Source organism: Phocaeicola intestinalis, assembly GCF_014837065.1.
Lineage (GTDB): Bacteria > Bacteroidota > Bacteroidia > Bacteroidales > Bacteroidaceae > Phocaeicola > Phocaeicola intestinalis.
Genome location: NZ_JACSPP010000002.1, coordinates 1 through 20,292, shown reverse-complemented (window position 1 = coordinate 20,292; position 20,292 = coordinate 1). Strand labels below are relative to the sequence as shown.

Sequence of the window (20,292 nt, the reverse complement as noted above, 5' to 3'; positions counted from 1 at the left end):
TATGAATTTAAAGAAGTATTTATTCGTAGGTGCAGCTTTGATGAGTGTATCATTCTTCGCTGCTTGTAGTGATGACGAGAACGAACCGCAGAATCCTCCTGTAGAAGAACCGGATGAACCGAATGGTGACGATCCGGAAGGTCCTGTAAGTCTGGAAGACCAATGGAACAATACCAATACGGTGACTTGGCCTGCTGATACGGTAATCAACCTTACTGAGCATTACACCGTTCCTGAAGGCAAGACTTTGATTATCAAGGAAGGTGTGCAGATTATTGCCAGTACAGAAGGCGTAGGTGCCAATTTGCTTCCGGTAGAGTTTACTGTAAACGGAAACTTGTATTGTGAAGGAACGGAAGAAAAACCTATTCTGTTCTCTATTCCTGAAGCTGACCGGACGGAAGCCAATACATTCGCAGGTTTGTGGGGCGGTATTGTAGCCGGAAGTACTTGCGAAGAAATGCTGATTGACCATACCATTATTGAATATACGGGTGGTGATGTATTGGAAGGTGCTCCCGCTGCTAACGCAGGATATTATGAAGCAGGTGATGACGCTTATCCGCAGATTACTACCAATAACGTAAACGGCAAGTATGTCATTACAAATTCTATCCTTCGCAACGGTGTGTCGGATGCCATTTATATGATGGGCGGTAATGCCATTATCATGAACAACTTGTTTATCGCAAACGGTGAGACAGGCGAGGAAGCGGTTAATGTGAAATCGGGTTGCCAAGTAGATGTAGTAGGCAATGTAATGTATGCTCCGAACACCAACGCCTTGAAGCTGTCAAGCTCTGACCAAAGTGACGTTCGCGCTCAAGCTAAGATTCAGGCTTACAACAATACCATCATCAATGCCGGATGGCGTCGCGACAGCGATAAGGGTGGCGGTATTTATGCGGAAGAAAACGTAGCCGTACATGTTTACAACAACTTGCTTGTGAACTGCAAATTCCGTGCAATGACTCCGGGCTTGGATAACTTGGCGAATGTAGAAGGCGGTTATGATGACAAAAACTCGGTAATCGATTATAACTATTATGCTTCAGGTAGTCAGGAAGTAGACCCTGCATACGTTTACGAACAAGGCATTCAGTATTCTTGGCAGGGATATAACTATGAGCACGAAGACTATCATGTAGGTGTAGTTGATGTGAATAGCGTTATCGCTACCGAAGAAGACAGCAAAGACCCGATGTTCGCTAACTACGACATCAATGCTACTTCATTGACCAATTATGTTTACAACGATGCTTGGGATTTCCATTTGACTGCAGGCTCTCCGGCTTTGGAAGGCGCATACAGCGAAAACGGATCGGATATGGCTCCGCTCTTCGGCACTACGGGCTTGACTGTGAACGGCGAAACTTACACTACTCCTGCTCCCCAACCTTATTTCGGTGCGTATGGTGCAGAGTAATCTGAATGCGGTATCTCTGATACAACTCTGATATACATTCTTTTTTCCTAAAAGGTCCGGGACCGGAAATAACTCCAGTACCCGGATTTTTTTATTAAGACATACAGCAGGAGGTTTCAGTTTTAATTCAGAATTGTCTCCTAATTTTGTCGCATAATTATTAATCAACATTTATCTTTAAGCAAATGAAATCAATGAAGAAAATAGGAATCTCTTTATTCCTGGTAATGGCGGCTGTAGTCGCTTTCGCGCAAGATGCGGCAACGTGGAAATCTTTGGAAAAACCGCTTAATTTTTATTTGGCAAACGACCTTGGGCGCAACGGTTATTATGACCAGAAGCCGATAGCCGAACTGATGGGTAAAATGGCAGAAACGATTGATATCGAATTTGTAGTAGCTGCCGGTGACGTGCATCATTTCGAGGGGGTGCGCAGTGTGCAAGACCCTTTGTGGATGACCAATTACGAACTGATATACAGCCATCCCGATTTGATGTTGCCCTGGTATCCCATTTTAGGGAATCATGAATACCGTGGCAATACGCAGGCGGTGTTGGATTATAGCAATGTCAGCGCACGGTGGGAGATGCCGGCACGTTATTATACAAAGGTGATGGAGGAAGACGGGGCGACTATCCGCTTGGTGATGATTGATACGCCACCTTTGCTTGACAAATACCGTGAAGATACCGAGAAATATCCCGATGCAGGCAAACAAGATATGGACAAGCAGCTGGCATGGCTGGATTCGGTATTGACTTCGGCTAAAGAAGACTGGGTAATGGTGGTAGGCCATCACCCCATCTATGCCGATACCGATAAGAACGATAGCGAACGGACGGACATGCAGAAGCGGGTAGACTCTATTTTGCGCAAGCACGGCAATGTAGACATGTACGTATGTGGCCATATCCATAACTTCCAGCACATCCGTAAGCCGGACAGCAAGATTGACTATGTGGTGAACACTTCCGGCTCGTTGGCACGCGAAGTGAAACCGATAGACGGCACGCAGTTCTGCAGCGGTGCGACAGGTTTCTCGCTCATTACGGTAGACAAACACGAGCTTTGCCTACACATGATGGACAAGGACGGGAAAGCGCTCCATACGGTTCGCCGTACGAAATAAGACATTGTGATATAATAAGAAAGCGGATTAATGCAGATTGGAAGGATTTGTGTTAATCTGCTTTTTTATTGCCTGTAATGTGATTTTCGATTATCTTTGCGGTATCGACCAAAAGGAATAAGACAATGGATGAAGTAAAAACAAAAAGCAAGGTTTATTATACCGATTTCCGGTGCAAACCTGATGAAGGGCCTGCTGACAAGCTGAAAAGGTTGATAAAGGCAGCAGGTCTGAATACAATAGATATGGACGGAAAGTTTGTCGCTATCAAGATGCATTTCGGCGAACTGGGGAACTTGAGTTTCCTTCGTCCGAACTACGCGCGGGCTGTAGTGGATATGGTGAAACAATGTGGTGGGAAGCCATTCCTTACCGATTGCAATACATTGTATCCGGGCAGCCGCAAGAATGCCATTGAGCATCTGTATTGTGCATGGGAGAATGGCTTTACGCCTTTGACCGTAGGCTGTCCGGTGATTATCGGCGATGGCCTGAAAGGAACGGATGACATTGCGGTGCCTGTGGCTGGAGGTGAATATGTAAAAGAAGCGAGAATCGGCCGTGCCGTAATGGATGCCGATATTTTTATTTCACTCACTCATTTCAAAGGTCATGAGATGACCGGATTCGGAGGCGCAATAAAGAATATCGGTATGGGATGCGGGTCGAGAGCCGGAAAGAAAGACCAGCACTGCAACGGAAAGCCTGTTATCAATCAGGATGCATGCAGGGGATGTAAGAGGTGCATGCGCGAATGTGCGAATGACGGTCTAGTTTTTGACGAAGGGCGAAAGAAGATGTCTATCAACCAAGACAACTGTGTAGGTTGCGGACGCTGCATTGGGGCATGTAATTTTGATGCAATCGGCTTTGCCCAAGATGCGGCAATCAAAGAGCTGAATTGCCGGATGGCTGAATATACGAAAGCCGTAGTTTATGGCAGGCCAAACTTCCATATCTCCTTGGTGTGCGATGTCTCGCCGACTTGTGATTGCCATTCGGGCAATGACACTCCGATTATACCCGATGTGGGCATGTTCGCATCTTTCGACCCGTTGGCTTTAGACCAGGCATGTGTAGACGCTTGTTTGAAACAGACTCCTTTGCCCGATAGCCAGTTGGCGGATGAAATGGCAAGTCCTCATTTTCATGACCATCATGACCATTTCGACAATACCAATCCGAACGCGGAATATAAAACGTGTTTGGCTCATGCTGAAAAAATCGGGTTGGGCAACCGTGATTATGAATTGGTACGTGTAAGATAGCTCCTGATACATATCGTTTAGCTGATTTATACTATGCGCAATATAGATTTGTGCATTTTGTTGATGCTATCATAGAACACAGACTACACAAGAATACACAGAAGGAAAATATAAAAATCTGTGTTCGTCTGTGCCTTTCCGTGTCTTCTGTGTCCTATTAAAATACACAATTTCATACCGCGCATGGTATAAAAGGTTGTCGTTATTATCTTCTTGCTTCAACGCACGCAGATAGCTTCGTCTGGTGTAAGATTAATAATCTTCCGCTTGTAAGATTTATTTACCAAAGTCTTCATACATCATCAGCAGGTGCGAAGCACTCCAACTGAAGTGTGAAGCTTGAAGCAGTTCGCCATTATGTGTGCCATAATTTTCATGAATCGGCGCATCACCGGTCAGCCCTTGGCAACGGTCGAATACTTGCATTGTATATTTATCTGCTAACTCTTTGTAACCATAATTGCGTAATCCACGAATGGCTTGATACGTCTGGTCAAGCCAGATAGGACCTCTCCAATATCCGTTCGGGTCACATTTGGGATTGTCTGCAGCAGCTGTCGGGAAAGGAATATACGTTGAGAACTTGGTTGTGTCGGTCAACAGCACCAGTGCTTTTTCCATTTGTTCCTTGCTGGCTATCTTTGTCCAAAAGGGTGTATATCCTTCACATGCAGGCTCTGCAATGAAGCTGCCGTCAGCGATGCGTTTGTCACAGAACCATCCTATCTTGTCGTTAAAGAAATAATCAGCAACTTTATCGCTGTAGTCCGGTCCGTCGAAACTGCTTCCGATGAGTCCGGCGAACTTTTTCAGCAATTTGCATTCGTATGCTAAATACGCATTGAGGTCGACGCTTTCCTGATCAAGACTCCATGCATCGCTTCCGTTTTTCAGCATCTTGGCATTATCGAAACGAATCGCATTGTCCATGCCGCTTTCCCATCCGGCTGCTTCCAGTGTTCCGTCGGTTGAGCCGAATTCACACATGCCGTTACGGTTATGGTCACGTTTTTGATACCACCATTTATAATAAGCGAGCAGCTGCGGATACATTTCTTTTACAAACGCGGTGTCTTGGTTGTAAGTGAAGATTTCGTCCACAGCCCAGCATACCAAGGGTGGTTTGCTGTCGCGTGCATTGTTCTCGGCGGAGTTGGTATAGATACAGTCGATAATCATGCCGTCCGGCTGCTGGTAATCAAACATGGCACGGATGTTATTCTTTGCCAATTCGGGTGCAAAGCGTGCCAATGCTGCCGAGAAACGCCAGCTGTCCCATGCCCAAAAGCCAATGAAATAAGGTACGGCATGACTGGGGATAACTCCTTCATGCAGAAGGCCTTCACGATGTGTACGCCAGTTAGAGATGAGGGTGACGACTGATTTTACAGCTACACGGTCGTATTCATGCTTCATGTCTTTGCGTAAAATCTTTTGCAGGTAAGTTTGCCAGCGGTCGTCGTTCTTTTGCAGCGCCGCTTCGGTATTTTGAAGTAGGGCTATGCTTTTCTGTGTACCTGATGCCAATTCTTCGTTTGTAAAATAGAAAGAGATGGCTACATTGGTTTGGCTGCATTGCGCATCGGTTTGTGCCGTATAATTTTTGCCGTCGCATGTCAAGGTTACTCCCGGCATGAATGTCAGTTGTACGATTTCACCGTTGGGGTGACGTGCCGTAATGGTCTGATCTTCCTGTTCCAACCGGATATTGTTGTTCCAGTCTTTTCCGGTAATGATGAACCCCTTATCGGCATTACTGGTGATTTGCAGCAGTGCAGTCGAACTGTTTATGAAATTCATACGTTGTTCGATGGTGCCGGTTTCGGAAGAGGAAGCCATGTATACTTCACCCGGAAAATAAGAAGTGGAATCCGGTGAAAGGCCATCTGCCCCGTTTTGGAAGTCAACGCTGACTGCTGATTGTGCAAACCAGATACGGTTGTCGATGCTGAACGGTCCGCAGAATCCGTTTACCCATTTATCTGCTTGTGGAATCGTGAATCCCATCCAAGAGCCGGCATCCGTAAAGCATCCGGCACGGCGGACAGTCGAGTCAGGGGTAAGCGTTATGTTTAAGATGTTGCCGAACTCATAACGGAGGTCGGTATGTGCCTCTTGTACCGTCGGGCTACAGGCGGCAAGCCCAGCGGTAAGGCAAGAGAATAATAGGGTTTTGATTGTTGTCGTATTCATGGTGCTTGTGTTTGTTAAAACCATACTTTATGTGCTAATTCAGCAGCATCATCTTTGTTGCCTAACGGCTGAAGGGTGAAGCTGTATGTCCAGTCATGTGGAGTGATGGTATATTCCGGATGTACTTCCGCTCCCCATGTATTGTCTCCGCCTACGCCCATTTGCAGGTGGTCAATGTTCAGCCATACCATGTCTTTCTTTTCAATGCTGCCTCCATGCCGGCGTTCGATGTTGAAGGGACGGTACATGATGTCCTCCATCGGGAAATTCCAAGCGCTTACGTTTAACGGTTCTTCGCCGGTTACCAGCAAGCCTTCGCCTGCGGCATTGCGCAAAGCTACCCAGCGCACGTCACATTTGTTTCCTGTTTCCTGGGCACGTACATAGGGATGGTATTGTTCCCATACGGTTGCGTTGTATAACCCGATTGCTGCTCCGGTTTTTCGGTCGGCATAGTTTTCTTGCGGTCCTCTTCCCAGCCACGTCATTTGTTCGTATTCGCCGGGCAAGACCATACGCATGCCTAAGCGGGGCATTTCAGGCAGTTGTTTTTTGCCTGCTGTGAATTGCATGGTTACGCCTACGACTCCATTGGGACGGATGCGGTAAGTTACGGTCAAAGCTGATTCCTGCTCTTTCATGTCATACATTGCAGTTACGGTTGCCAGTTGCTTGTCTGCACTTTCTTCCAGACGGATGTCTTTTAATGTTGCGTTTTGTCCGGCATGTTTCCATGTCTGGCAGCGTGCTTCCGTACCGTTCGCTACATCATTGTCGGTCAGTCCGCGCCAGAAATTGGCTTGCAGGCCTTCTTTTACCAGATTCTTTCCGTTGTATTCCAATGCAGTCATCTCGCCGCTCTTCGTGCTGAAGCTGATACGGAAGTTGGTGCCGTTCAGTGTCAGAGCTTCCGGCGTGCGTTCGCTTTGCAGCGTACCGTTGACTGTTTCCATTGCAGATGCAACATTGCTGACGGGCAGTTGCCATTGTTCCATAGCGGCTACGTGTCCGGCTGGAACTAACGGAGTGTCTTTGCGCGTAATGGCTTCCAGTTTCAAGAAATATTCCTTATTTCCTGCCGGAAGGGTTTGCAGCGGCAGTTCCACTTCGCCTTTGCTTCGGGCTGGAATATAGGGGAAGTCCATTGTCCCGCCTTGTACAGCTTTTCCGTCGGCTTCTATCGTCCAACGCAATTGATAATCAGACAAGTCGATGAAGTCGAACCAGTTATCTACTTCAACGCGGTTTGCCGTAAACGCAACCGGTTTGAAATGAACGTATTGGTATACCTTCTTCACTTCCCAGATATGCGGATGCAAGCTGCGGTCGGAAGCGACAAGTCCGTTGGAGCAGAAGTTCGAGTCATTGGGCACGCCTACGAATCCCATATCGCCTCCGTATGCCCAGATGTCATGTCCTTTTTCGTCTTTCTTGGCAAATGTCTGATCCACCCAGTCCCAGATGAATCCTCCCTGCAGTTGGTCATACTTGTAAATCAAGTCCCAATAGTCTTGCAGGTTTCCGGTACTGTTTCCCATAGAGTGTGCATATTCACAAAGAATCAATGGACGTGCATCCCGTTGGTTCACGTGTTGGCGCAGACGCCAGATACGGGCATACATCGGGCAATAGATATCCGAGACGCTTTCGTAGCCGCCTCCTTCATATTGCACCGGACGGGTCGGGTCGGTCTGTTTCGTCCAATGGTAAATGGTCTCGAAGTTCTTTCCGTAGCCCGATTCATTGCCGAGCGACCAGGTGACGATGGCGGTATAGTTCCGGTCGCGTTGCACCATGCGGCTCATGCGTTGCATGAATGCACCTTCCCAGTCGGGATAGTTGGCAAGCGTTTCGTCTTTGTGGAACATCATGCCGTGGCTTTCCAGATTGGCTTCGTCCACGAGATAAAGTCCGTATTTGTCGCACAGGCTGTACCATTCATACCGGTTCGGATAGTGGCAGTTACGCACCGAATTGATGTTGAACTGCTTCATCAGCCGGATGTCTTCTACCATGCTTGCCACGTCAATGGTACGTCCGGTAAAGCGGTTGTGCTCGTGGCGGTTCACTCCTTTGAACAAGACAGGGACTCCGTTGATGAGCTGTTGTCCGTTTTTCATCTCAACGGTACGGAAACCGAACGGATGGGCGAACGATTCCAGTGTTTTCCCTTGGGTGTCCGAAGCTGTTACGACCAGTGTATAGAGGTTGGGAGTTTCGGCGTTCCAAGGCAAGACATTCGGAAACATTTTTTCAATGGTAAATAAGGTGTCTGTTTCATTGCTGACGGTTTTTGTTTCGGCTATCAGCTGTTTGCCGGCAGCGTCCAGTATCTTCACGTCTACGCGTTGTCCTTGGCGCGGTTCGTTCAAGATGACGTCAAGGTCAAAATCTCCGTCTTTGTAGCCGTTTACCAGTTCGGCGGTCATTCGGAAGTCTTTCACACGGCTTTGCGGACGTGCATACAGGTATACATCCCGTTCGATGCCGCTGTATTTCCAGTAGTCCTGTCCTTCCATGTAGGAGCCGTCGCTATAACGGAATACCTTTACAGCCAGTTTGTTTTTTCCTTTTTTCAACAGGTTGGTCACGTTGAAGTGTGCCGGCAGGCGGCTGTCTTCGCTGTACCCAGCCAGTTCTCCGTTTACCCAGCAATAGAAAGCCGATTCCACTCCTTCGAAGTCCAGGAAAATGTCCATGCCGTCCCAACCTTCGGGTACGGTGAATTCATGTACGTATGCTCCGACCGGATTGTAATCAGTAGGTACGTACGGAGGATTGGGTGGGAAAGGATAGCGCGTATCGGTATAGATAGGTGCGTCGAAGCCTTGAAGTTCCCAGCTTCCGGGCACTTGGATGTCTTTCCATTTTTTTGTGTTATATCCGGGCTTTTGGAAATCTGCCGGGCAAGCATCGTTGTTTTTCGAGTACAAGAATTTCCATGTGCCGTTCAGCGAGATGCGGCGTTCGGTAGCCGGGTTTACGTTGAAACGTTGTTCGTCGGGCAAAGCCTGTTGTGCGAGTGCTGCTTGTTCGCTGATGAAAGGCAGGAAATGTGCCGTCATCGGTTCACGGTTGATTTCATTGATACGTGCGTCCTGCCAGGGCTGGCTATTGTCAGCCCAAGCAGTAGCACAGATAAATGTAAGAATGAATGCAGTATGTTTCATGGTAATTTTAGTTTTATAAAGAACAAAAGAATGTTACTAAGAACGGTACGCTGAAATCCGTTACAAATCCGTGGAAGATAGACACTACAGCAAACTGCTGCCCTGCACATTGGGTGATGATAGGCAGGGTGGTGTCTGCCGTGGTGGCTCCTCCGGCGGATATGGGAGCCAGGTTGCCAAACCAGCGGACCAATAAGGGTGCGCACAACAGCGTGATAATTTCACGCAGGATATTCGACAGTAAGGCAATGGTGCCCAGTTCCGCTCCCTTGTATTCGGTAATGAAGATGCTTGATAGCGAATAGTAGCCGAAACCGGCTCCTACAGCCATACAGTCGGCTGCGCTCCGGTGCGGAAGCAACAGGCTGACCAATGCGGCTGCCGATACGGTTCCCAGTATCGTCATTATCGGAAGAAATATCAGCCTCGGATTCAAACTCCGGAAGTTTTTCAGTGTCTGAGGGTCGTTGCCGATGCTTAATCCTACGCTGAACATCAGGGCACACAACGTGTAAAAGCTGATGTCGGTCTTGGCAATGTCGAATGGAATGACGTGGAACAGTCCGCACACACATCCCAAGGCAAAGAACCCTACGATAATCAGACTGCCTTTCATGCCCGTCCTCCTTTCCTTTTATATAATAGGTACCACAAAGCCCAAGCGCAGATGCAGCTTCCGAGGATGGCTGCCAGGGTAATGACGAACGCTTCCAATCCGATGGTAGCAAGCCCTTCGATAATCTGGCGGTTGCCTCCTACTTCCACACCCAGCAGGAACAACAATATCCAGATAAGTGCGGTGATGACGTTGTGTATCCAGGTAAAACGGCTTTTGCGCAGCAGGAATCCGATGCACATGCCTCCCAACATGAGTCCGATAACTGTAAACATAATATGGATTAATAGTTATACATAAGGAAAAAATTGTCAGGATGCCCATTAGGAGCAGTCTGTTTATAAATTTGTTGAAGATTATCAGTTCTCCATTCTAATAACGGGCGAAAACTTCTAGTTGACATAAACTCTCTCCCATCAGGAGCTGTAAATGTCACATTGATGCCAAAAATAAAGTTATTTTTGATACCAAATGGTGTACCTGATCCATCTTTACTGCCATATAAATAAATAGCAGGCGGAACTTCTCTTGTATCGTTATTATTTAAATTCTTAAAATGAACTTTAAAGACAGGTGCTATACGTGCATATATATCATTGTAAATATGTTCACCTTGTGCACTATAATTCATACCTCCGCTAATAGAATTTTGATTTTCTTTATCTGTATATGAATCAGAAAATGTTCCAATTAAAGTTTCATAGTCACGTTTTAAATTTGTAATTTTATTAGATAAGTCAGGGTTAATGACTATATGGTAAATAGGAGTAGTGCCTCCATATGTCATAAATGTTGGACTACCAGATGTAAAAACTTCTTTCTTCCTTCCTAATGTGTTAAATTGAATTGTAGGTTGTTCTTCTACTCCCCATACACCTAAATTACCAACTTTATCTTTGTCTATACTAATAGCTATAGGAGAAAATCCTCCACCCACTATAGTTGTAATATCGCCTTTTAGTGTTACACTACCTTGTGTTGCAAATTTTAATTTATATTCTTCACCTTTTTTTTCTGAAGAAAATACTTTCTGTAAGAAATTTGCTCCAAGTTTTATTATGCTTCCAATATCAACGGATTTACTGTCTCTTTCGGAAATAGAAGAAGATAAAGTACGGGTGCTAGGAAAATTTTCCCATGCAACTTTAGATGATTCATCAGACAAATATTTTTCTGCGTCTTTCCCAGTGCCTTTTAAAACTCCGGATTGTTTGTCTGCACCTATAGTTATTATAGATCCTTCTGAACTTGAATTATAATTGCCTGATATTTCAATGTTAGATTCAATAATACCACATGGTTCAATATATAGAGTAGCATCTTCAAAATTTGGGTCGTAAGCTAAATCAACTTCAAAGCAGTTCCATCCTTTAGTAAAAGCTTTAGAAGGATTAATTGTAATATTACTACAATAGATATCTTGTATTTTATCAGATGCATTAATGGCTTTTGCATAGAGTCCTGTAAAAGCTAATAGATTTTGAGGCTTATCTATATGTACATGCCATAATCCTGTCGTCTGATTAAAATTTTCTTCTAAATAATAGAAGACTTTGAGTGTGCCACGATATATATTATAGAAAAAAAGATAGTTAAGTCCTTTTTCTTGGTTATTCATAGAATGTGCAATAAGATTCCACCCATCTTCTTTTTTTATATCCATGCTAAACTCATTTGGAACTGTTTTAGAAGAAATTTCAGGATTCCAAGGTGTATAAGCTGGTTCACCAGAAGGCAGTGTAATCTCTTGTACTGTTTCCCATGATGTGTCCAATTCACTATTAGAACGGCTCTCTGTTTTACTCAATGGATATGTTATTTGATACTCCCTATTGATATTTGATTCTTTTTGTATATCTGTTGTTTCTATTTCATTGTTGCAACTACAAAAGAATAGTAGGGTGCAAAATATTGTAGTTAGTGGTTTCATGCGTAAATATTTTTAATGTTAAATATTGAAAACAGCAGGAGCAATAGTGGCTAGCATTTTATGCGATCCTGCTGTTCATTTGTTGTTTAGTTTTTAATTTACATCATTATTGCTTTGGCTTTCCATTAATGGTATGGGTAAGAATTGGTCTTCACTGATGTTGAAATTACTTCTATCATCAGTTTTCATGGCTTCTTCCAGTTTGCCCCAACGGCGCAAATCATAGAAACGATAGCACTCCATTGAAAACTCTACTAAACGTTCGTGCTCGATTTGTGCTTTTACAGCTTCGTATGAGTTGCCTTCCATGGGTGGTAATTTGCCATGCACGCTTCTGATTTCATTGATTAAGTTAATGGCTTCAGTACGTCCGGCTTCTGTCCCTTGTTCGTTAAGGGCTTCAGCTTTCATCAGCATGACATTGGCATACCGCATTAAGGGTACATTGGTATAGACTGATGATTGGGCAAATTCTTCATACGTAGACGGCATTAGTTTTTTGAAGCAATAAGCCGTTTTAGAGCCGCTGGGGAAACAATCTGCATAGTTGTATTCTCCGAAGATGGAATTATCAGCTGCATAATATGCATCGTCAAATATCATCGAAGCGTAAGCACGGGCATCATATTGCGTATTGTTGTTGGCAATTTTTCCTTCTTTCAAGAATTCATTGTACATCATTGGACTGACTCTGATTTCATCCCAACCTCCCATGGAAGGAGCTGCTACCCAATAGTGCATAACGTGTTTGTGGTAAGCTCCATCGGAAGTAATATTGGTGAATTGCAGTTCAAATATAGATTCTTGGCAGTTCTTGTTCGTTCCATTAAACATGCTTTCAAAATCAGGCTCTAATGCTGCATGTTTTACATTATTGAATGCGGCAATGGCTTGACTTAAATAGGTGTCTTTCTTGTCTGTCTCTTCGTATGCACGAGTTAAGTACGACCAGCCTAAGTAAGCGTATGCTACGTCTTTTGTTACACGTCCTGTTTCAGTTGAAGGACGAGTCTCAGGAAGCAGATTTGCGGCTTTTTCAAGTTCGGTGCAAATGAAGTCCCAGCAATCAATACGCGGACTGATGGCTTTGTGTACTTGTTCTTCACTGGTTAGGTATTCGTCTCGGATAATGATGTCTTCCCAATTCAAAATGAGTTTGAAGTGATAATAAGCTCTTAAGAAAACGGCTTCTCCCATTAAATGGTTATAGTCTTCATCACTCATTTTTTCTCCGGAAGTTTGTACTTTATCGATACCGAAAATCACGTTGTTTGCATAGTTGATACCGTTGTAGTTATTCATCCAGTATTCCTTGGTCGTGGCATTTTCGTTGGTGTATGTATACTCATATAGGTCTTTCATGTCCGGATAGTTGTTGATGTCATCGCCTATAGCTACATCGTCACCACGGAAAGTTTCTACCGGATATTTGTGTTCGGCAAAACCGTAATTAGAAGTACGGTTTTCCAATTGGCCATATACAGCGGAAAGTCCGGCTTCAACGTCTGACTTGTCTCTCCAGTAAATTTCGGTGGAGAAATCAGGCGATTCAACTGTCAGAAAGTCATCGCATCCAGCAAATGCAAATGTCAATGCTAATGATGCCATATATAATATCTTTTTCATCTTGTATGCTGTTTTATAAATGATTAGAATGTTACTTGTAAACCTACTACATAGGAACGTGTGAACGGATAAACGAACGAATCTACACCTGTATTCAAGATGGAAGATGAGAATTCCGGATCGTTGCCTGAATAGTTAGTGATGGTAAACAGGTTCTCTCCGCTTACATACAGACGGCATCTTTCGATGTATAGCTTTTTCATCCAGTCAGTTGGGAAAGTATATCCCAATTGCAGTTGGCGCATACGGACGAAGTTTCCGTTTTCCAAATAACGGGTTGACTCGCGTGTGTTGTTGTTCGGGTCTCCTAATACGGCTCTCGGCATATCTGTATTTGTGTTATCCGGGGTCCATGCATCCAAGGTCGTTGTCAATTGGTTTGCTCCTGCATCCATGCCTTCTGTATAAATGCGGTTGGCATTGTATAGCTTGTGTCCCCAAGCGCTTCCCAATTGGAAAGAAAGGTCGAAGCCTTTATATGAACCGCTGAATGAGAGGTTCGCTTCTACTTTGGGAATACCGGAACCGCTGTAGACTTTATCTTTTGCATCGAGTACGCCGTCACCGTTTATGTCTTTGAAACGGATATCACCGCCTTTTGCATTGGGTTGAATGCCTGCCCATTCTTTATTTCCGTTAGCATCCGTAATCCAAGTACCATGTTCCTTATTATAAGCTTCAGCTTCTGCATCACTTTGGAATAAACCGTCTGTTTGATACAAGAAGAAGGCGCCTACTGGATAGCCTTCCAGTGTTTGGGTGGCAAAGTGTCCGGCATCTTTAAGTGCTGATCCGTATAAAACTTGGTTCGGGTCTGCCTTAATCATTTCGTTGCTGATAGTAGACAGGTTGAATCCGATGTTATAGTCGAATCCGCCAACATTGTTTGCGTAATTTAATTCCAATTCGAATCCGCTATTGCGCATCTTGCCTACATTTACAGTCGGGTTATAAATACCAGCTGAGGGTGGCATAACCTTTTCTATCAAAAGATCGGTAGTCGTATTGTAGTAATAGTTGATTGTACCGGTCAGATGATTGCTGAAAAGACCAAAGTCGAAACCGATGTTTTTTGTATCTGTCGTTTCCCAACGGAGGTCATCATTGACTAAGTATAGGTTTGACATACCCGGCCAAGGCATACCTCCTTGTATGTAACTCATCCATTGCGTGTTGTCTTGTGTCATGGTGGGGGCGTAATAATAGCCTAAAGCATTCTCATTACCTAAGCGTCCCCAGCTTGCACGGAATTTCAAGTTGCTGATGATTGTGTTCTTGGGGAAGAAATCTTCTTCACTGATTCTCCAACCGACTGCTACCGAAGGGAATACACCCCAACGGTTGTTTTTGCCGAATTTAGACGAACCGTCTGCACGTACAGTGGCTTGCAAAAGATAACGGTCGTTAAAAGAGTAATTTAAACGTCCGAAGAAAGATGCACGGTTGTAGTTGTAGAATGTACCGCTACCGCTGAATGTTCCTCCAATACCGGCATTGATAGTAGGATTGTGCGGATCGAAGAATCCAGCAGGTTCATCATTAGAGTTCTTTCCTTCTACACCGACAGAACTTTCATCGTTTCGGTAAGCAATGATAGAGCTACCTACCATGGCTGTAACCGAGTGTTTATCAAAATCTTTCATGAAAGTCAATACATTCTCAAATGTATGAGAATAGAAATAAGAGTTGCTTTCTGAATTTGATGGGAACTTAACCGCTCCTTGAATGTTGGATGTATAGGCTTCTGTATGTGATCTTGTGACTGAATAATAACCGTTGTATTGATAGGTTGTTTTAAATGTCAGCCAAGGTGCTAAATGGATTCCTAAACCTATGTTACCGGTAATATCATAACCATTTGTTTTTTCTTGATTGAAATGTTGGTCTGCCATGATATTATTGTAAGTAGGGAATGTATAAGTTTGGTTTCCTACCGTCATTTGTGTAAGGCCATAGCCCGATGGTTGGTTTTCATCATATACAGGCACCAAAGGAGTGATAGAGTACATCTGTCTCAAAGAATATTGAGGCTGTTGGTTTTGTGTAGCCTTGAAATTCAATGTAGCGTCAAAATCGAAAATGTATTTAGACATATTTACTTTCAGACGGGCATTGTCTTGTACGTATTCATTGCCTAAGAAAATACCTTCTTCATCAGCGTGACCGTATGACAAAGAGTAGCTTGCGTTTTCAGATCCTCCGGTTACATTGACATAATAGTTTTGAGACATAGCGTTGCGCAAAGCTTGGTCTTGCCAGTCTGTGTTATATCCGGTGGGGTTTTTCAGACTTCCGTCAGAATTTTTAATGATGTAATTAGGCAAAGCTTCTCCAGCATTTTCATACATCATATCTGTTACTTTCAACCAACCGTCAGCATCCAACATTTCATTTGTTTTAGCAGCACTATTGAAAGTCAGGTAAGTGTTGAATGTGACTTTTGTTTCTCCTTTCTTACCGTTTTTGGTCGTTACCAAGATTACACCATTGGCAGCCACAGAACCATAGATAGCAGCTGCGGCACCGTCTTTCAAGATTTCCATGGATTCGATATCTTGCGGGTTGATAGCGTTGATGTCGCCCGGATAACCGTCAATGATATAAAGCGGTTCATTATCACCCATTGTCTTGATACCACGGATTTTTACAGAAATGCCTGCGCCTGCGTTACCTCCCGATTTCAATACGCTTACACCGGCAACTTTGCCTTGTAAGGCTTCGGTAGGGCTGGTAGTGGCACGTTTCAGCAATTCATCTGATTTAACCGATGAAATCGCTCCGGTCATGTCGCTCTTCTTCATCGTACCGTAACCGATAACGACTACTTCGTCCAGTATTTCGGTGTCTTCTGCCAAAGTCACATTAAACGAAGTCTGGTTGTTGATTGGAATTTCCTGGGTTTTGAACCCGACATAAGAGATTACCAACGTGCCCGTAGGCGATACATTTAAGGTAAAGTTACCGTCTATGTCTGTAATGACACCGTTGGTTGTTCCTTTTTCCAGTACGCTTGCTCCGATAACGGTCATGCCTGAGCCGTCGAGTACTGTACCTTTCACTTGAATGGTCTGCGCGAATCCCGCTGCCGGGAGCAGTAAAGCCAGCAAGAAAATCCATTGCCATGCTTTCAAATGATTCCTTTCTTTCATTGTGTTTTTGGTTTATATTAAGGTTTAAATTGTGCCTTGTGTTTTTTTGTTTGGCTGGACAAATATATCAAATCGTGCATGTAAGGAATAATCTTTACTGGCTATAAAGTGTCTACAAATCTGGAATTTGACTGATATTTATATCTACATGATATTTCATAATGTATTGATAATTAACTTATACGAGGCTTATTCTATATCTACAAATCTATATTTCATTTATATTTCGGTCAGGTGAGGAAGATAAAGGTTGCGGCAGAGATTCATTCATATTCAATAATCTCTCATTGGATGTAGAGACGATGTGCACATCGTTCTCGGGACATGAGGAGCAAAATCCAAGAAACAGTTCCTGGCAACCCCTTTTCCAGATAATATCATTGCAAGACGCAGCCGGTTGCGGAAGCCGGCGGATATAGGTGCGGCGGCAAGCGCATATAGGTGCATCCGCTGTAAGATTATTAATCTTCAGGCTGCAAGATTATTAATCTTACAAGCGGAAGATTATTAATCTTACACCAGACGAAGCTATCTGCGTTGAAGCAAGAAGATAATAACGGTAACCTTTTAACTAATCTGAGTATGGTTTATACCATGCATGGTTGGGTCATGTGGCGTATACAACATACACGAATCTGTATTGTGCAGGATATAAGGGAAGAATCAGATGCTTTGGATGTATTGGATTAAATCGTCTTCTCCGGAAAGCCCCAATGACTTGCGCAGGCGGTAGCGGTTCATGTTGATGGTCTTAGGCGTGTTGCCGGTCAGCATGGCGATTTCTTTGGTCGAAAGGTTTACACGCAGCAGGCTGGCAAGGTGTTTTTCGCCTTGTGTCAGGTTGGGATGCCGTTCCGTCAGGTGTGCCAGAAACTCCTGGCTTTTCTCATCGATGGTTTGCAGAGTAGTGCTGTTGGCTTTGTTTGTAGTCTGGTATTGTTTGATAAACGCGTTTAGTTTCTTCAGGTGGGCAATCAGTTCCGAGTGTTCCATGCGGTAGCTTTGGCGCACTTGTTCCTGGATTTTGTCGAGCAGTTCGTTGCGGCTTTGCAGGAATACGGCAAAGTTCATGGTCTCTTGCTTGTTGGTTTCCAAAGCCTGTTGTGCGTTTTCCAAATCCGCTTTTTGTTGTTGCATTTTCAGTTTGGCTATTTCATGTTCCGATTGTTCGATGCGGTATTGGGCGTTGAGCAATTGCAGCTTTTTCTTACGCTTGTAACGCTGGAACAACAAGGTGCCGATTACGGTAAGCAGGACAATAATGACGAGGAACGTGATGAAGTTTCGCTGGAGCGTGGCTATTTCGTATTCCTGTTGTTTCTGCCTTTCCTTTTGCTGGAGGGCGGACATTTTTTCCTGTGCGATGCGTTGCTCTACCGAGCGCAGCTTGTTGGTGTTCTGTATCTCTTTGCTCAGTTCGGTGAGGGCGGCTTGTTTTTGGTAAGCCATTTGATAGTTCCCGATGGCGTTGTAGGCTTGTGCGGCATATTCGTAATTGTCACACATCAGCCCTTTGGCGCCTACTTCGGATGCAATCCGGTAGGCGGTCTTTAAGGCATCTATCGCTTGGGAGTATTTGCCTGCATATATGTAGAGTTTTCCCAGGTTGTTATAGTTCTCGCTTAGCGACCATTTGGCATTCAGGTTTTTGTTGATGACAATGGCTTCGTTTATCCATTTCAGTTGTTCTTTGATATTCCCTTTGTAGAGGCACAGGTTGTTCAGATTGGCGGCAATGCGTTTCAGGTCGTGCGAAGAACGGTTGAGTTCCAGGGCTTTTTTCAGGAACCGGTCGGCTTGCTGGTATTCATTGATGTAGGTGTGGATGATGCCCCGGTTGTTGTAGCATAAGGCAAGGTTGAGCGAGTCTTGCTCGGTCTGGAACAATGCGATGGCATCGTTGCTCAGGTCGATGGCTTTGCTATAGTCGCCCAGGTTGCAGTATCCCAGGCTCATTAGGTTGTAGATGTTTCCTCTTAGTTTGATTTCTTTGGAAGGAAGCTTAGACTCCGCTTCGTATAATGCCTGAATGCAATTGTCGAAATTCCCTAAAAGTTTCTCGGCTTGGGCATAGACGTAGAGTGCTTGAGCCTGTCCTAATGCGGAATGGATAGAATCCTGCGCGCCTAAAGTGTAGTAGACGGCAAGTTGCGGATTGGTATACAGCTCTTGTTCGGCTTTCTCCAATAACGAAATTTGGCGTTCTTTGCCGGAAGAGGCGGAAAGGGATGCCGGCAATAATAGGAAGATGCCGAATAGGAAGTAAACGTGAATCTGCGTTTTTAAGTATCTATTTAATAAGGTGTCATGTTTCATAGCGGAAGGTATTTTCGCAAAGTTAGTAAATTTAGTTGAAGTTGCCAACTATAGGATGAGCTGATAATCGATAATCCCCACCCACTTGCCGAACTTGAAGCCCGCTTCCTTGAAATGGGACACTTGGGTAAAGCCTAACCGTTCGTGAAAAAGGCAGCTGGCTTGGTTGTCTTCGGTGATGCAGGCGATGAGCGAATGGACTTCGGAGCGTCGGCATTCGTCAATCAGTTGGCGCATCAGTTGTGTTCCGATGCCTTTCCGCTCTTGTCCCGGTGCCAGATAGACCGTTGTTTCCAATGTCCGGCTGTAAGCGTCTTTCTCTTTCCAAGGGTGTGCATAGCAATAACCGGCGATTTTCCCTTCTTCTTCGCATACGAAATACGGATGGCAGGCGGATAGGGTGGCAATCCGTTTACGCATCTCTTCTTCACCGATAGGACGGATGTCGAAAGTGGCAGTGCTGTGCGCGATATAATGATTGTAAATGTCCGCTAAAGCGTGGGCGTCTTGAAGTTCAACTTTCCGAATCATTTCTTTTTGGCATTTTGTTGCAAAGATAATTCTTTTTGTTTACTTTTGTTCTGAGAAAGAATGAAACTTATGCATACCGTTCGCGACATACTGCTTTTGTTTGTTTTGCTTTCCCTCTTTTCGTGCGGACAGAGGAAGCCTTCCGTTGTGCCTAATCAGGAGATGGCAGAGCGTTTGCTGAAGGAAGCAGACAGCCTGATGCGTGCCGATTCGGCTTTCTGGTATATGCCGGTCGACCGGGAGAATCCGCGTGTATGCCGGCATGACTCGCTTGTCCGGCAAAAGCTGGATGACGCGCTGCTGATGTGCCCTTCGCTAAAGAAAGCTTACCTGAGCAAATACATCTACCTGCTTCGGAGCCGGAAGATGGAAGAATTATTGCCGCTCTTGCGGAAGATGAAAACAAATGTACCCGATTCGATAGCGGCGGATATGTGGCATTTGAAAGCGGCATTGGAAGACCGTGCCGGGTATCGGGATACAGCAAGGCACGACTTCCTGAAAGCTGATACGCTTTATGCACTTGCGTTGAGAAAGACGATGAAAGAGAAAGCTGATACGGTTCAATACGCGATGTTGCGCCTGATGAAGGCATTGAACCTTTCCGTGTTTTATGACGATTTCAATCTGATACGCAATGAAATCAGGCTGTATAACGGGGTGCACCAAACACCTCTTGGCAATGCGGAACTGCTGAGCGCCTTCACCGGCAAGGAGGCGTATTATGATTATTTGTTTGAATGAATGCTCCCAGATAAGTCGCTGCTCATAAATGACTTATATGATTACGCCGGATTGCAAATCCGGCGTGACAAGGTTCTTAATTATTAATTATTAATTCTTAATTGTTAATTATTAATTAGGGTGTCCAGTTTAATGTTCCCAATTTAGCCCACATTTTTGAGCTGTTTGGTGCGTACTGTAACCCAGTTTGTGG

General features: G+C 44.6%; 13 protein-coding genes. 4 read left to right on the top strand and 9 right to left on the bottom strand.

Features of this window, described 5'->3' with window-relative positions; genetic code table 11:
- Position 1: 1 nt before the first annotated feature.
- The 3 genes from H9625_RS00755 to H9625_RS00745 all read left to right on the top strand — a co-directional run bounded on the left by H9625_RS00755 (position 2) and on the right by H9625_RS00745 (position 3,824).
- Complete coding sequence (locus H9625_RS00755; RefSeq protein ID WP_191762746.1) at positions 2-1,426, top strand: hypothetical protein; 1,425 nt, start codon at positions 2-4, stop codon at positions 1,424-1,426.
- A 227-nt stretch (positions 1,427-1,653) separates the two neighbouring features.
- Positions 1,654-2,556: a metallophosphoesterase gene (locus H9625_RS00750; protein ID WP_225226178.1), complete on the top strand. Its 903-nt coding sequence runs from the start codon at positions 1,654-1,656 to the stop codon at positions 2,554-2,556.
- 125 nt (positions 2,557-2,681) lie between these two features.
- On the top strand, positions 2,682-3,824 hold the full coding sequence (locus H9625_RS00745) for a DUF362 domain-containing protein (protein WP_087397346.1): 1,143 nt from the start codon (positions 2,682-2,684) through the stop codon (positions 3,822-3,824).
- Between the two features lie 276 nt (positions 3,825-4,100).
- On the opposite strand, the gene H9625_RS00740 is transcribed toward H9625_RS00745, so the two are convergent.
- The 9 genes from H9625_RS00740 to H9625_RS00700 all read right to left on the bottom strand — a co-directional run bounded on the left by H9625_RS00740 (position 4,101) and on the right by H9625_RS00700 (position 19,355).
- Positions 4,101-6,017: an MGH1-like glycoside hydrolase domain-containing protein gene (locus tag H9625_RS00740; protein WP_191762744.1), complete on the bottom strand. Its 1,917-nt coding sequence runs from the start codon at positions 6,015-6,017 to the stop codon at positions 4,101-4,103.
- Between the two features lie 14 nt (positions 6,018-6,031).
- A complete protein-coding gene (locus H9625_RS00735; protein ID WP_191762743.1) occupies positions 6,032-9,187 on the bottom strand; it encodes a glycoside hydrolase family 2 TIM barrel-domain containing protein in 3,156 nt (1,051 codons plus the stop codon).
- A gap of 13 nt (positions 9,188-9,200) precedes the next feature.
- The gene (locus tag H9625_RS00730) at positions 9,201-9,803 is read right to left on the bottom strand and encodes a lysine exporter LysO family protein (RefSeq protein WP_013618686.1); all 603 of its coding nucleotides are present in this window, start codon (positions 9,801-9,803) and stop codon (positions 9,201-9,203) included.
- Entirely contained in the window at positions 9,800-10,078 is a 279-nt protein-coding gene (locus tag H9625_RS00725; protein ID WP_013618687.1) for a LysO family transporter, read from the bottom strand. The genes H9625_RS00730 and H9625_RS00725 overlap by 4 nt, the downstream gene beginning before the upstream one ends.
- Before the next feature lie 8 nt (positions 10,079-10,086).
- Positions 10,087-11,733: a hypothetical protein gene (locus tag H9625_RS00720; RefSeq protein ID WP_013618688.1), complete on the bottom strand. Its 1,647-nt coding sequence runs from the start codon at positions 11,731-11,733 to the stop codon at positions 10,087-10,089.
- A 93-nt stretch (positions 11,734-11,826) separates the two neighbouring features.
- Complete coding sequence (locus H9625_RS00715) at positions 11,827-13,359, bottom strand: RagB/SusD family nutrient uptake outer membrane protein (protein ID WP_013618689.1); 1,533 nt, start codon at positions 13,357-13,359, stop codon at positions 11,827-11,829.
- A gap of 23 nt (positions 13,360-13,382) precedes the next feature.
- Positions 13,383-16,508 carry a SusC/RagA family TonB-linked outer membrane protein gene (locus tag H9625_RS00710; protein ID WP_013618690.1) on the bottom strand — a complete coding sequence of 1,042 codons (3,126 nt, stop codon included), beginning with the start codon at positions 16,506-16,508 and terminating at the stop codon, positions 13,383-13,385.
- 663 nt (positions 16,509-17,171) lie between these two features.
- Complete coding sequence (locus H9625_RS00705) at positions 17,172-18,824, bottom strand: tetratricopeptide repeat protein (protein WP_013618692.1); 1,653 nt, start codon at positions 18,822-18,824, stop codon at positions 17,172-17,174.
- A 48-nt stretch (positions 18,825-18,872) separates the two neighbouring features.
- Complete coding sequence (locus H9625_RS00700) at positions 18,873-19,355, bottom strand: GNAT family N-acetyltransferase (RefSeq protein ID WP_013618693.1); 483 nt, start codon at positions 19,353-19,355, stop codon at positions 18,873-18,875.
- Positions 19,356-19,424: 69 nt separating this feature from the next.
- Here H9625_RS00700 and H9625_RS00695 point away from each other — a divergent pair, with 69 nt between their 5' ends.
- Entirely contained in the window at positions 19,425-20,099 is a 675-nt protein-coding gene (locus H9625_RS00695) for a hypothetical protein (protein ID WP_191762742.1), read from the top strand.
- Positions 20,100-20,292 lie beyond the last annotated feature (193 nt).